This window comes from Nostoc sp., from assembly GCF_036917635.1.
Taxonomy (GTDB): Bacteria; Cyanobacteriota; Cyanobacteriia; order Cyanobacteriales; family Nostocaceae; genus Nostoc.
The window spans coordinates 1-13,344 of record NZ_JBALCW010000027.1 but is presented as its reverse complement, the minus strand read 5'-3'; the positions used below and the strand labels follow the sequence as shown (position 1 = coordinate 13,344).

At 42.0% G+C, this 13,344-nt stretch carries 16 protein-coding genes; 9 read left to right on the top strand and 7 right to left on the bottom strand.

Going from position 1 to position 13,344, the window contains the following annotated elements:
* Positions 1–113: 113 nt before the first annotated feature.
* Complete coding sequence (gene psbN / locus V7K32_RS08255) at positions 114–245, bottom strand: photosystem II reaction center protein PsbN (RefSeq protein ID WP_334992026.1); 132 nt, start codon at positions 243–245, stop codon at positions 114–116.
* 85 nt (positions 246–330) lie between these two features.
* On the opposite strand from psbN, the gene psbH reads away from it, so the two are divergent.
* Entirely contained in the window at positions 331–534 is a 204-nt protein-coding gene (psbH, locus tag V7K32_RS08250) for a photosystem II reaction center phosphoprotein PsbH (protein ID WP_322650287.1), read from the top strand.
* A 485-nt stretch (positions 535–1,019) separates the two neighbouring features.
* On the opposite strand, the gene V7K32_RS08245 is transcribed toward psbH, so the two are convergent.
* Positions 1,020–1,598, bottom strand: a complete 579-nt coding sequence (locus V7K32_RS08245) for a Uma2 family endonuclease (protein WP_334992022.1) — start codon at positions 1,596–1,598, stop codon at positions 1,020–1,022.
* A 113-nt stretch (positions 1,599–1,711) separates the two neighbouring features.
* Here V7K32_RS08245 and V7K32_RS08240 point away from each other — a divergent pair, with 113 nt between their 5' ends.
* Both V7K32_RS08240 and pth read left to right on the top strand, forming a co-directional pair.
* A complete protein-coding gene (locus V7K32_RS08240) occupies positions 1,712–1,984 on the top strand; it encodes a TatA/E family twin arginine-targeting protein translocase (RefSeq protein WP_334992020.1) in 273 nt (90 codons plus the stop codon).
* Positions 1,985–2,017: 33 nt separating this feature from the next.
* Positions 2,018–2,659, top strand: coding sequence for an aminoacyl-tRNA hydrolase (gene pth / locus V7K32_RS08235; protein ID WP_334992018.1), 642 nt, complete (start codon positions 2,018–2,020; stop codon positions 2,657–2,659).
* A gap of 272 nt (positions 2,660–2,931) precedes the next feature.
* Here pth and rpsU read toward each other — a convergent pair whose 3' ends face one another.
* Positions 2,932–3,093: a 30S ribosomal protein S21 gene (gene rpsU / locus V7K32_RS08230; protein ID WP_334992092.1), complete on the bottom strand. Its 162-nt coding sequence runs from the start codon at positions 3,091–3,093 to the stop codon at positions 2,932–2,934.
* A gap of 161 nt (positions 3,094–3,254) precedes the next feature.
* Here rpsU and V7K32_RS08225 point away from each other — a divergent pair, with 161 nt between their 5' ends.
* Together V7K32_RS08225 and V7K32_RS08220 are read left to right on the top strand one after the other, a co-directional pair.
* On the top strand, positions 3,255–3,395 hold the full coding sequence (locus V7K32_RS08225; protein WP_334992016.1) for a hypothetical protein: 141 nt from the start codon (positions 3,255–3,257) through the stop codon (positions 3,393–3,395).
* 71 nt (positions 3,396–3,466) lie between these two features.
* Positions 3,467–4,312 carry an SPFH domain-containing protein gene (locus V7K32_RS08220; RefSeq protein ID WP_334992014.1) on the top strand — a complete coding sequence of 282 codons (846 nt, stop codon included), beginning with the start codon at positions 3,467–3,469 and terminating at the stop codon, positions 4,310–4,312.
* On the opposite strand, the gene folP is transcribed toward V7K32_RS08220, so the two are convergent.
* Positions 4,309–5,169, bottom strand: a complete 861-nt coding sequence (folP, locus tag V7K32_RS08215; protein WP_334992012.1) for a dihydropteroate synthase — start codon at positions 5,167–5,169, stop codon at positions 4,309–4,311. The genes V7K32_RS08220 and folP overlap by 4 nt on opposite strands.
* A 52-nt stretch (positions 5,170–5,221) precedes the next feature.
* The gene (tpiA, locus tag V7K32_RS08210; RefSeq protein ID WP_334992011.1) at positions 5,222–5,953 is read right to left on the bottom strand and encodes a triose-phosphate isomerase; all 732 of its coding nucleotides are present in this window, start codon (positions 5,951–5,953) and stop codon (positions 5,222–5,224) included.
* 379 nt (positions 5,954–6,332) lie between these two features.
* Between tpiA and V7K32_RS08205 the strand changes: the two genes are divergently transcribed.
* Positions 6,333–7,814, top strand: coding sequence for a GTP-binding protein (locus tag V7K32_RS08205; protein ID WP_334992009.1), 1,482 nt, complete (start codon positions 6,333–6,335; stop codon positions 7,812–7,814).
* 235 nt (positions 7,815–8,049) lie between these two features.
* Here V7K32_RS08205 and V7K32_RS08200 read toward each other — a convergent pair whose 3' ends face one another.
* Both V7K32_RS08200 and V7K32_RS08195 read right to left on the bottom strand, forming a co-directional pair.
* Positions 8,050–8,388, bottom strand: coding sequence for a hypothetical protein (locus tag V7K32_RS08200; RefSeq protein ID WP_334992007.1), 339 nt, complete (start codon positions 8,386–8,388; stop codon positions 8,050–8,052).
* Positions 8,389–8,439: 51 nt separating this feature from the next.
* Positions 8,440–9,210, bottom strand: coding sequence for an SDR family NAD(P)-dependent oxidoreductase (locus V7K32_RS08195; RefSeq protein WP_334992005.1), 771 nt, complete (start codon positions 9,208–9,210; stop codon positions 8,440–8,442).
* A gap of 693 nt (positions 9,211–9,903) precedes the next feature.
* On the opposite strand from V7K32_RS08195, the gene V7K32_RS08190 reads away from it, so the two are divergent.
* From V7K32_RS08190 to V7K32_RS08180, 3 genes are read left to right on the top strand one after another with little or no spacing between them, the layout of a single operon-like run.
* The gene (locus V7K32_RS08190) at positions 9,904–11,439 is read left to right on the top strand and encodes a type I restriction-modification system subunit M (RefSeq protein ID WP_334992003.1); all 1,536 of its coding nucleotides are present in this window, start codon (positions 9,904–9,906) and stop codon (positions 11,437–11,439) included.
* Between the two features lie 2 nt (positions 11,440–11,441).
* Positions 11,442–12,020 carry a Uma2 family endonuclease gene (locus V7K32_RS08185; RefSeq protein ID WP_334992001.1) on the top strand — a complete coding sequence of 193 codons (579 nt, stop codon included), beginning with the start codon at positions 11,442–11,444 and terminating at the stop codon, positions 12,018–12,020.
* Complete coding sequence (locus V7K32_RS08180) at positions 12,021–13,088, top strand: hypothetical protein (protein ID WP_334991999.1); 1,068 nt, start codon at positions 12,021–12,023, stop codon at positions 13,086–13,088.
* Positions 13,089–13,344 lie beyond the last annotated feature (256 nt).

Below are 13,344 nucleotides of genomic sequence, written 5' to 3'. Positions count from 1 at the left end.
GACTAATAGACATCTCCAGAAATTAAATATGCGTAACCTGAAACCCCTGTAGAGACGCGAAATTTCGCGTCTCTACATTCATTATCGGAGATGTCTAATGACTAATGACTCTTTTAATCTTCATGATCGTCATACGGATCGTTCAATTCCTTGCTAGGAGGGCCAAAGGAGGTATAAATCGAAATTCCGGTGATGGCTACCACCACGGCAGCCACAGAAATGCTAAGAACTATTGCGGGTTCCATAATTGAGGAATAGATGATGAGTGCTATTCTTATAGAATATTACAGAAGATTAAAAAAAGCTTTGGCAAGTAATATTAGGTGAAGTATGGCACAAAGGACTAGGTTGGGAGATATCCTGAAACCACTGAACTCTGAGTATGGGAAAGTGGCTCCAGGTTGGGGTACTACCCCTGTGATGGCTGTTTTTATAGGGCTATTTTTCGTATTTCTGCTGATTATTCTGCAACTTTACAATAGAACACTGTTGGTTGAGGATGTAGTAGTCGATTGGCGGAGTTTAGGACGCTAACGGATACACCGCTATCAAGTTTGGATAACAAGTTAAGTTACACCCGGTTCTTCCGGGTTTTTTTGTGAGTTGCGATTTGCTACTTGACAAAAATCCTGAATTCTGATATTAATATTAGGTATTTCCAACCAATAAATTATTCAACAGGTCGCGGCGTTAGCGATAGCGCAGCGTCTCGTAGAGAGGAACAAGCGGCGGTCTTCTCCCACCATATATATCCCCCACCATACATAAAAGTTAGTGTTCTTGAAGAACGCAATAAGGGGTGGGTACTTCCGGTGGCTGCGGGGTGGTTCTTGCAACAACAATCCGAGGAATTGCCGCTCTGCGTATCGTAACAACAACATCAGTTTTCAGGTTGTTGTTTTTGCTGCGAGCCCTGCTCTGTGCCAGAGTTGGATTATGGGAATACGTCGAGCGTGTTAAGAGTAGTCCAGACCTGTTGTTCAACTCTACAAACGAAATTGTCTGCTCAGGTGATTGATTTAATCAAACTCAGGTGGCCACAGTTCTATGATTGCTAATTCCCAACCTGGAAGTAATTCTGGTATTGTCAGTTTATCGTTATTTTTTAAAACTACTGGTTCAAGGTTAGGGCGATAAACTGTTACTAAAAATTTGTCAGGGTCAATGAGAATACCCACTGTAGATCCAAGTTCTACGAATAGTTTAATTTTTTCTTGGAGTGGTTTAATGCGATCGCTTTTGGATTTGACCTCAACCATTAGGTCTGGTACTAACTGCACAAAGTCACGCTGAGTCTTCTTGAGTCGTTCTGCTCGAACAAACGAAACATCTGGAGCGCGGAGGTTTCTTTTTTCCGGGTCGCCTCCAGTATCATCGCGTTCAATGCTGGGTAAGATAAAACCAGCACTAGAACCAGTAACACGTCCCAGTTTGCGAGGCATGACCCATATATTCAAAAACGTTAGCAGACGAGAACCAATTTCGTCTGACTCATAATCGGATGGACCCATAACGATAATGTTTCCCTCTACTAGCTCCATCCGAAAATCAGGATTTTGTGACTGTAATTGTTCTAAGTCTTTAATTGTCAGAGACATAAAGCATCACTCGCTCGTGGGGCGATCGCTTTCTATGATAGATGATTATTGAGTAGACTACATAATAATATGTGAGTCTATGTAGTGGTTTTAGAGTTTATAGGAGACAAAAAATGAATATATTTGGTATCGGTCTGCCGGAAATGGCTGTAATTATGGTAGTAGCCCTGTTAGTCTTTGGCCCCAAAAAGCTGCCAGAAATTGGTCGGAGTGTAGGTAAAACAATTCGTAGTTTTCAAGAAGCTTCCAAGGACTTTCAAAACGAGTTTCAAAAAGAAGCAGAACAGTTAGAAGAAGCTGTCAAGACTACTGCTGAATTGGAACCTAAGCAAATCCACGCTGCTAAATCTGAACAGGATACCGCTAGTTCTTCTCAACCTAGTTAGGAGAGTGCAGCAGATAAATTGAATCTAGGCAAAATGACAGAAGCAGTTACGCAACCAGCTTTGGTGATTCCCCAGCTAATTGTCGGGTTGGGAAATCCAGAAGCTAAGTACGACCAAACACGCCATAATATCGGCTTTGCTGCTGTAGAAACTCTCTGCCGTTCTTGGCGGATTCCCTTAGCAGAAAACCGCAAGTTTCAGGGTGAGTATGGCGAGGGTATAGCCCCAGGTAGAGGTAAGATTCGCTTGCTAAAGCCGTTAACTTATATGAATCGCTCAGGACAATCAATCCAAGCTGTGACGAGTTGGTATAAATTGCAGCCTGAGTCAGTGCTGGTGATTTACGATGATATGGATTTGCCCTTGGGAAAAACTCGTCTGCGTTTATCTGGTTCGGCTGGGGGGCATAATGGGATGAAAAGTGCGATCGCACATCTGAGTACCCAAAACTTTCCTCGTTTGCGAATTGGTATTGGTAAACCCAAAGGTGCAGATAATAACGATGATTCTAATACTGTCTCCCACGTGCTGGGGCGATTTTCTGCGGCCGAAAATCAGCAGATGTCTCTTGTACTTCAGTTCGTGGTTGAGTGTATTGAACTAAGCCTCAATTCGGGAGTAGAAAAGGCGATGAATGTTTGTAATAGCCGCACCATTAATAATTCTGAATCTTAGGGTTGGATGAATATTATCTTGTAAGTTTGGCAAAGGCGCTTATTTTGGTTGATGGGCAGCGATAATAGCCTTGCTCCATCTAACTGAGATAAAGCCTTAACGCCTTCTGTAGATAGCAAAAGTGACTCATCTACACCCTAATTTATGGGTGCGGCATAGTTTGGTTTATTTTTGTAAGAATAACGGCGATGTCTACGAGGGGCTAGGACTAAGTGTTGTTGCCTGTTTGAGGTCATAACCTCATAGCAACGCCAGTATCACATCAAATAGGTTTATTTAAAACGTCTTGTGCGTCTAGCTACCACTGCCTTACGTTTGCGCTTCTCTATCGGTGTTTCAAAGTGCCGATGATATTTCACATCAGCTAATATCCCAGCTTTGAAAACCTGACGTTTAAACCGACGCAAAGCTGAGTCTATGTGAATATATTGAATTACAGTCCCAGAGGTCTGAAGATGTCAGTACAAGTAATCAAGATTTAGATAAAGTAAGCTGAAAATCATCTAAATTGAATAATCAAATAAAATAAAACTCTTGTGGGGTGGGCAACATGAGCGCCCTAATTATACAAATTAAATGCAGAACAGCTTAGTCCTTGCCAGCATTTCATCAAGGTGCTTTAATAGCGATCGCATTGGGCAAAACAGCCTACTTACAGAATATCTACAAGAGGCGCAGCGAATCGACATCAGACATCGCTGCTGGTGTTGATAAAATTAGAGATTCAAAACATTAAACTCAAAGATATGACAAGCTATTAGCATATCCTTGACACTAAATTCTCCCGAAAGCTGAATAGGAGTATATATGGAGCCAATCATTTTTATAGTTTTAGTGCTTATAGGTTATGCCTTAGGTTCTGCAAAACTGATTAATCAAGGTAATGAAGCCCTAGTCGAACGCCTGGGGCAGTATCATCGGAAACTTAAACCTGGGCTGAACTTTATTGTTCCCTTGGTAGATCAGGTTGTAATGGAAGATACCACGCGAGAGCAAATTTTAGACATCAAGCCTCAAGATGTGATCACCCAAGATAATATTTCTGTGGAAGTGGACGGTATTGTATACTGGCGCATTAAAGATATTATGAAAAGCTTTTACGAAATTGAGGATCTACAAGGAGCATTGACACAGGTGACTACAACCACGCTCCGCGAAATCATTGCCCAGAACACTCTAGAGCAGACCAATGTCTCCAGAGTGGAGATGCACTCAGCTCTGTTATTCGAGTTGAATAATATAACCAAAGATTGGGGAGTTGAGATTCTCCGGTTAGACCTTCAAAAAATTACCCTACCTGAGAGTGTACGGAAGTCTAGGGAAGAGGAGCAAGCTGCTGTAATCAAAAAACGGGCGCTGATTACCGAAGCAGAAGGGGAAAAAGAAGCTGCCATTAAAAAAGCAGAAGGAACTATGGCCTCAGTGCAAATCATTTCTCAAGCTCTCCGTTCCAATCCAGATAGTAGGGATATTCTGCGGTATCTCGTGGCTCAAGATTACGTAGATGCTAGCCAAAAACTTGGTGAAAGCACTAATGCCAAAATTGTCTTTGTAGACCCAGCCAACTCAAGTGAAATGTTTCAGGAGTTGATAGCCCACCCAACAGAAAATCCCGAAGGTAACGGCAAAAAACACGAAAACGGTAATACTTAACAATCACCTTGTGCGGCTTGTCTCAGTAGGGCATCAGCTACTAGTGAAACATCGCGCATTTCTTGAACATCGTGAACTCGGAGGATATCAGCACCATTAAAAATAGCAGCACAACAAGCTGCTGCCGTTCCCCAAACTCGTGCTTTGGGATCTGGTTGATTTAAAATCCGACCAATAAAACTTTTACGAGATGCTCCTACCAAGATAGGGCAATTGAGTGTTGAGAGCGATCGCAAGCGGCGAAAAATTTCTAAATTTTGCTCATAGTTCTTAGCAAAACCAATACCAGGATCAATAATAATTTTATCCCGGTCAATGCCCGTAGCACTTGCTACCCCAATTTGCCGATCCAAAAAACTATAAATCTCTGTGAGCAAATCTTGATAATCAGTCTGTTGTTGCATTGTCTGTGGTGTTCCCCGGATGTGCATTAAAATAATCGGCACACCTAACTCTGCCACTGTTGGTAACATTTCTGAGTCAAAAGTGCCGCCAGAAATATCATTAATAATATCCGCTCCAGCTTCCACAGATGCCCTGGCCACAGCAGCACGAGTTGTATCTACAGAAATCGGGACTGAAATTTCTGGTCTTAGCACCTGTAACACCGATAACACCCGCTCAAGTTCCTCCGCCAGAGTTATTTGCTTTGCCCCTGGTCGAGTTGATTGACCGCCCACATCAATAATGTCAGCACCAGCAGCCACCAGTGCTTGCGCCTGTACTAAAGCGGCAGAGGTAGTGTTAAACTCACCCCCATCACTAAAGCTATCAGGGGTTACATTCAAAATCCCCATTAAATAAGTGCGCTGTCCCCACTCAAAACAGCGTCCTCGAATTATTAACTTGGTTGACATAAATCTACATTAGGCATTCCCATGCTCTGCATGGGAACGAGAAGAAAGCACATCACAGCGACTGAAAATTCACAATTCGAGCGAAACTCTCAGCATCCAAACTTGCTCCTCCTACTAAAACACCATCAATTTCTGGTTGAGCCATGATCTCATCAATATTATTCGGCTTAACTGAGCCACCATATTGAATTGATACATTTGGATTACTCAACTGGCTACGAATTAAGCCAATTATCCGATTCGCCTCCGTTACTTCACAAGTGTCACCAGTACCAATCGCCCAAATCGGTTCATAAGCAATCACCAAATTATGTTGATCGATATCTACCAAGCCTTTGTCAAGTTGGAGAGAAATCACTGATTCAGTTTCTCCCGCATCTCGTTGTTGTTTAGTTTCGCCTACACAGAGAATTGGGGTCAAACCAAACCTTTGAGCAGTTCGGAGACGTAGATTAACGGTTGCGTCCGTTTCACAAAAGAATTGCCGTCGTTCGCTATGACCGACAATCACAAAGCGCACACCAAGTTCTGTCAGCATTGGCCCAGAAATTTCACCCGTATAGGCTCCATATTCTTCCCAGTGGACATTTTGTGCGCCCAGTTGGATGAGGCTACCGTGCAAACTCTTGGACAAAACACTTAAATCAGTGAACGGAGGACACAATATCACTTCTCGCCCTTGGGAGGTTTCCTCTAAGTGGGGCAGAAATCCTTGTAAAAACTCCTGGGTATCTGCCTGGGTTTTGTACATTTTCCAGTTGCCGGCAATAACGATTTTCCGCACAGGTAATTTAGTCAAGATCCTAACGAGTTAAATAGATGCATTTTTTAGTTTATGACTTTTTGTTAGTCATTAGTCATTGGGGAGTGGGAAGTGGGGAGTGGGGAATAGGTAATAGGGAGTGAAATATTGGGCATTGGGCAAAACAGTTCCGTTAGCGGATAGCTATGGTTTAGCCCGTTCCGAATTCTGACTAGAGAAGTGAGATGTCTTACTCGATAGAGGCTAAACCATAGCTAACAACACTCATGAGGGGCATTGGACATTGGGAAAATTCTTATCCTTGTTCCCCCATTCCCCACTCCCCACTCCCCTCTCAAAAATAACTACGATAAGAGACAGGGCTAATTGAAAAATCCCAAATTTTAAATCTCAAATTAATATGACTTCGACATTGCCCATGCCTGAACCTCATCAAAGTGATTCCGCCAACACTGACGCAAATTCTCTCAGTTGGGAGGAAGAACTGGATAGTGCCATTTTTAGCTTTGAAGACATTCAAACAGAACTGAACTATAAACAAGCACAAACGGCGCTGCGAAATCTGGTAACGAATCTCGACCTCACCCCCCAAGAAAAAACCGGGTTAGAGGCCCAAATTGCGGATTTGGAAACTATGCTGGGGAAGTTAGACCGCATGGTGGTGCAGATTGCAGCTTTTGGCATGGTAGGACGTGGTAAGTCTTCGCTACTCAATGCTTTGGTTGGACAAACAGTATTTGAAACTGGGCCGCTGCATGGTGTCACCCGTGCTGCACAAAGAGTTAATTGGAGTATTAGTGAGGAAGCGATTGGGGAAACTGAACGGGCTTTGCGAGTTACTCTCCCTGGTGTCGGTCAATCGCAGGTGGAATTAATTGACACTCCTGGGTTAGACGAAGTAGATGGTGCAACCCGCGCCGCGTTAGCTGAACAGATTGCAAAACTTGCGGATTTAATTCTATTTGTGATATCTGGCGATATGACGAAGCTAGAATACATGGCTCTTTCTCAGTTGCGGGAAGCAGGTAAACCGATCATTCTGGTGTTTAACAAAGTAGACCAGTATCCAGAAGCAGACCGGATGGCAATTTATCACAAAATCCGAGATGAGAGGGTGCGGGAATTACTTACACCTCTAGAAATTGTCATGGCTGCGGCATCGCCATTGGTGAAGACGGCGATTCGTCGCCCTGATGGTACTAGGGGCATACAGTTGCGTACAGGTAACGCCCAAGTTGAGGAACTCAAGCTGAAAATTTTGGAAATTCTGCACCGTGAGGGTAAAGCTTTGGTTGCTCTCAATACTATGCTTTATGCCGATATTGTAAATGAGCAGTTGGTAGAGCGAAAAGTGATGATTCGAGAACAAAATGCCAATGAGTTGATTTGGAAGGCTGTGATGACTAAAGCATTAGCGATCGCACTTAATCCCGTAACTGTGGTAGATATTCTGAGTAGTGTGGTAATTGATATTGCTCTGATTTTGGGTTTATCTAAACTCTATGGCTTCTCCATGACTGAAGCCGGGGCTGTACAATTGCTACAAAAAATCGCCCTGAGTATGGGCGGAATTGGTGCTAGTGAATTGTTAGCAAATTTGGGCTTAAGTGGATTAAAAACTTTACTTGGTATCTCTGCAACAGCTACCGCAGGTGCTGCCCTTGGCCCTTATATATCGGTGGCAATCACGCAAGCAGGAGTAGCTGGTGTTTCTTCTTACGGAATTGGACAAGTTACCAAAGTTTATTTAGCCAACGGGGCAACTTGGGGGCCTGATGGGCCAAAAGCAGTGATTAATCGGATTTTGGCAAACCTGGATGAGACTTCAATTCTCAACCGGATTAAAGATGAATTATTCCACAAAGTAAAACTCAAAAAGTAATGCATAAATGTGGAGTTAAACCACGTCTATCTTGAAACCTATAGTTATTCCACGATCAAAAGGATTTGCCCTCATCCCCCAACCCCGAATCCCTCTCTCTGGGATTCGGGGAGCCAGAATTTCAAACTCCCTCTCCCAGAGAGAGGGAGAGGGATTTAGGGAGAGGGTGAAAACTACGGTTCTCAACTAAGATTTGGTTTAATAAAGGTTTTGTTAGCCATTATTAATGATTACGCTACACTTTCTCAGATGTCATATTATCTGAAAAATACGTTACTGAAGATTGAGGGTTTTTTCCAGCCAAGATAGGCTCTCCCTTTACTCCTCCACGGCTAAGAGTACAAATCTTATAAAGGTTTTCGCATTCAAAGATTGCCATAACTAGCTCTTTCCCTGTTTGATAAGAAGATGGTAAGGGTTTACCTACCTCGCATTCCATATCAATTTCGTTATCACGCCACTGTAACTTCCAAATACGCTTTTCGGTTATTGGTGCTTTGACAGACTGAGCAAAAGCACTATACACCTGCTCTGCTTTAATATCATCCTTGGCTGCTGGCACAAAAAACTTCATAGGCTTTGGTTACAAGTAACGTAAATTTCACGGTTCTTCAGCGTAACGCAGTTACCAAGGCAATCGGCTTCCATCCCACGAGAAAAACTGTCCACTATCGCCTTCTTGAAGCTGTTCGATGACAGTCAATAATTGAGTAACAGTGCGTTCGACTGTGAATAATTTTTCCGCAGGTACATTTACCTGAAAAGGACGGGAAAGGCGCGTATCAGTTGTACCAGGATGCAATGTCACTATTAATGTTTTAGGAGAACTTCTTTTATACTCAATTGCCGCAGTTCGCATCAACATATTGAGTGCTGCTTTAGAAGCGCGATAGCCATACCATCCACCAAGTTGGTTATCGCCAATACTGCCCAATTTAGCAGAAATAGTGGCAAACACGCTGCGTTCTCCATGACGAAACAAAGGCAATAGATGTTTAGCTAGTAAGACAGCACCAATACTATTTATCTGAAAGTAGCGCAGCAAATTTTCTGAATTGATCTGTTTTAAGCTTTTTTCCGGTTGGAAATTATCTTCATGCAACAGTCCTACACAGTTGACTACCAGATGCAGTTTGTCAACTTGGGTACGTATTTTTTGAATAGTTTCAACAATCTGCAATTCGTCAGTAATATCCATCTTTAGACAAATTAATCGCTCAGAATGTTCCCTTGCAAGAGCTATTAAATCAAAGGCTGATTCCGGTTGACGAGAAGTTGCATAAACTTTGGCTATTCTGTCATCTTGTAGCAATTTTTTTACAAAACCCAAACCAATACCTTGGCTGGCTCCCAGAATCAATGCATTCACAGGATTAATTTCATTGATAAAAGACATATTAATTTAGGATTTTACAAACGTTAAACTTAATATAGCGGTTCTCAATTGAGTGAGGTACAAGAACCCCACCCCAAACCCCCTCCCCGCTAGCGAGGAGTTTGCTCTGATCTACCTCATTTGATTAGGAAAAACTATGAAAATTAGGATAACCTATTGGGTTTTGGTTCGCTTCAGCCAACCGAATAAAGGTAACAAGCTTAGAATAATTTTGGTTTATTTACCAATACAAAACAGTAAATGCTTGCATACCAAGGCTTTTCTGCTTTTCGGTTAGTATACTACTCATTTGCTGCTCAATTGAGCAACTTTTACCCTTATTTTTAGTGATCGCTGCTTGCGATCGCGCTACTCAAATGCTACTCATTTAGAGCAGCAGTCTCTTAATCTATTGGTTGCGCTTTCTTATCCCTCGTCACCCACTTTTAATGTATTTTGTACATTAACTAATTATTTGTCATTGTTAACAGATTATTGTCACTTTTCACTAATTAATGTCATTGTTAAGAAATTAATATCCTCTTTGAGAAATTAATGGCACTTTAGAGAACTATCTTGTAACTTTCCTATAATACACGAGCGTATAGCTAGCAAGTTGAAAGATTAGACTTCAGCAATTTGGAAGTGTGTTGGAGTGTCTCTCAACAAGAGATATACTGGCAAAGCATTAATCTCAGAACTTCAACATCTACTATGGGCAAGCTCACACTGCCGCAACTAGAACGTCATCTTTTTTCTGCTGCTGATATTCTGCGCGGCAAAATGGACGCTTCTGAGTTCAAAGAATACATCTTCGGGATGCTTTTTTTAAAACGCGCCTCCGATGTCTTTGAGCAGCAGTCCGAGCAAATTTTGCAGCAGAATTTGCAAAGGGGACGCACACAAGCAGACGCTAAAATCAGGGCAGAAAACCCCCTGACTTACAAAGAAACTTTCTTTGTACCAGAAAAAGCGCGGTGGGCATATATTCGTGATGAGTTACATAAAAACGTAGCTGATGGATTAAATAAAGCTTTGGCAGCACTTGAAGAAAGTAACCAAGCATTGGCGGGTGTGCTGGGACATATTGACTTCAATCGTCAAGCCGGTAAAAATCGGATTCCTGATGTCAAGTTGCGCGAACTGATTAAACACTTTAGCAAATATCGCTTGCAAAACGAAGATTTTGTATTTCCTGATTTGCTGGGTGCTGCTTACGAGTATCTAATTAAAGAGTTTGCAGATTCAGCCGGCAAAAAAGGGGGCGAGTTTTATACGCCGCGTGAGGTGGTACAGTTGATGGTACGCCTGTTAAAACCCCAACCTGGGATGTCAGTTTACGATCCCTGCTGTGGTTCTGGAGGAATGTTAATCCAGTCCAAGCAATATGTAGAAGAATGCGGCCGTGATGCTAGAAATTTAGCATTATCTGGTCAGGATAATAACGGCGGCGTATGGGCAATTTGCAAAATTAATATGCTGCTGCACGGTATTCGAGATGCAGATATACACAATGACGATACTTTATTTAATCCTTTGCATATTGCTGACGGTGAACTGCTACGCTTTGACAGAGTAATTAGTAATCCGCCTTTTTCGCAAAATTATAGCCGTGAGGGAATGCAATTCCCTGGACGCTTTACGCATGGTTATTGTCCTGAGACGGGTAAAAAAGCAGATTTGATGTTTGCCCAACACATGCTAGCTGTTCTTAAAATTAATGGGATGATGGCTACAGTAATGCCGCATGGGGTGCTGTTTCGTGGCGGTGAAGAAAAGAAAATTCGGGAGAGTTTTATTAAAAACGATCAATTAGAAGCGGTGATTGGTTTACCGCCTAATTTATTTTATGGTACAGGTATCCCCGCCTGTATTTTAGTAATGTGTCCCCAAGGGGCGAAACCTGTTGAACGCCAGGGAAAAGTTTTGTTTATTAATGCTGATGCTGAATATTATACAGGCCGCGCTCAAAATTATTTGCGTCCTGAGCATATAGAAAAGATTTCCTGGGTGTTTGAAAATTTTCTGTCTTTACCTGGATATTCGGCAGTAGTAACTAAGGAAGAATTAAAAGATAATGATTACAACTGCAATATCCGCCGCTATGCTGATAACGCGCCACCCCCAGAACCGCACGATGTACGGGCGCATTTGTTGGGGGGGATTCCTAAAGTAGAGGTAGAGGCTAAGTCAAATCTATTAGCCGCGCATGGGTTTGATGCAACTAGAATTTTTGTGGAGCGCAATTAATTATGACTGCTTTAACCTTACAATTACCTCCTAATCTGCAATTTACTGATGATGAATTTGCCCAGATTGTATCTGTGAATAAAGAATTACGACTAGAATTAACTGCTGAAGGGGAATTAATTATTATGGCACCTACCGGGGGAGAAACGGGAAACCGTAATTTTGAACTGTATCTTGATTTAGGGGTTTGGAATCGACAAAATAAGCTCGGAAAAGCTTTTGATTCTTCTACTGGGTTTAAATTACCAAATGGGGCAACTCGTTCACCTGATGCTTCTTGGGTGAAAATAGAAAGATGGGATGCTCTTACACCAGAACAAAGAAAGAAATTTATCCCTTTGTGTCCTGATTTTGCAGTGGAATTAGTTTCTGAAAGTGATGATGTGGAAGATACTAAAGCTAAGATGCAAGAATATTTAGCAAATGGCTTACAACTAGGATGGTTAATTAATCCTAAAGATAAACAAGTAATAATTTATCGCTGCAATCAAGCACCAGAAATTTTACAAGCCCCTACAAATTTATCGGGTGAAGATGTTCTCCCTGGTTTTGTTTTAAACTTACAGCAGATTTTGGCATAGATGACTGATTATCTAGATTTTATCTCTACAATTACAGAACGATCGCAAATTAAAACTTTTATCGAAGCTGATACTGGTGTGCAGCAACAAGAAAGCAAACTTTACGGTGTTTTTGCTGCTTGGTGGCAAGTACATTCTATTAGTTTGGGTGAATTGCCTAAAACTAAAAAAGTGATGGAACTCCGCACTGAATTTTGGAGTTCTTTCGTAGATACTTTAACACCAGTGGGATTACTTGACCGCTTTAAAGTGGCTGGTGTGGTTGCTAGTTGGTGGAATGAACAAAGGTATGAACTGAGAACTTTATCAGAGTCAGATTTTGGTGGTTTAGTTGATAGTTGGATAGATACTATTAAAGATGCTTTAGAGCAAGATGATGATGAGAAGAAAAAACAGGCGAAGTTTGACCCTTTAAATCATAAATTGGTTGGGCGATTGATGCCAGATTATTTACAAGATATTGCTGAGGCTGAGGCGAAAATTGCCGAATTAGAACAGCAAAAATCAGCTTTTGAGCAGGGAGAGGAAGCTGAGGCGGATGTTGAAGAGGGTGAAGAATCAGAAGCGGTTAATATTGTCAAGGATTTAGAGACAGACCTTAAGTATATAAAAAATTTGATTAAGGAGCCGAAGAAGGAACTGAAGACTTTAAAGAAAGTACCTTTATTAAATGGGGCTAAAATTACAGAACTTGAGGTTTTTATTGCAGAGAATGAAGCGGAAATTGCAGAAATAGAAGCGCAATTGGAACCCTATAAGGAAATTGTTAAGCAGTTGAGGGAAGGGAAGGCGAAATTAAAGACGTTAAAGAATGAATTGGTGAAGCGTTTGGAGGCTGCGCGGGCTGCTTTGAGTGATGAAGATTGTCAGGAGTTGGTGTTAGCGATTTTCAAAGATGGGTTAATTGCTGAATTAGAGCGATATGTTACCGCGCACCGTCAGCAGGTGATTGCGGCGGTAGAAAATTGGTGGGATAAGTATCGGGTGACGTTGCAAGATATTGAGACAGAACGGGATGCGGCGGCGGCGAAGTTGAGTGAGTTTTTGCAGGGGTTGGGGTATGTTTAAGTCGTGTCACCATAGAGGTAAGTTTAAGAGGTTGTTTGGAAAGTAAAGGCTGTGTGATACTAGGCACTTATTGATTCCCCCTTAGAAAGCTACGGTGTATACACAAGTGGGAAAGTAGCTGTATATCACTGGTTTTACCCCACCCTAACCCTCCCCTTATAAGGGACTTCCAAATAAAAAAATACTCAACTACTTCTTGTGGGGTGGGCATCTTGCCCGCCTTTGTATATGGGCGGGCAAGATGCCCACCCCACAA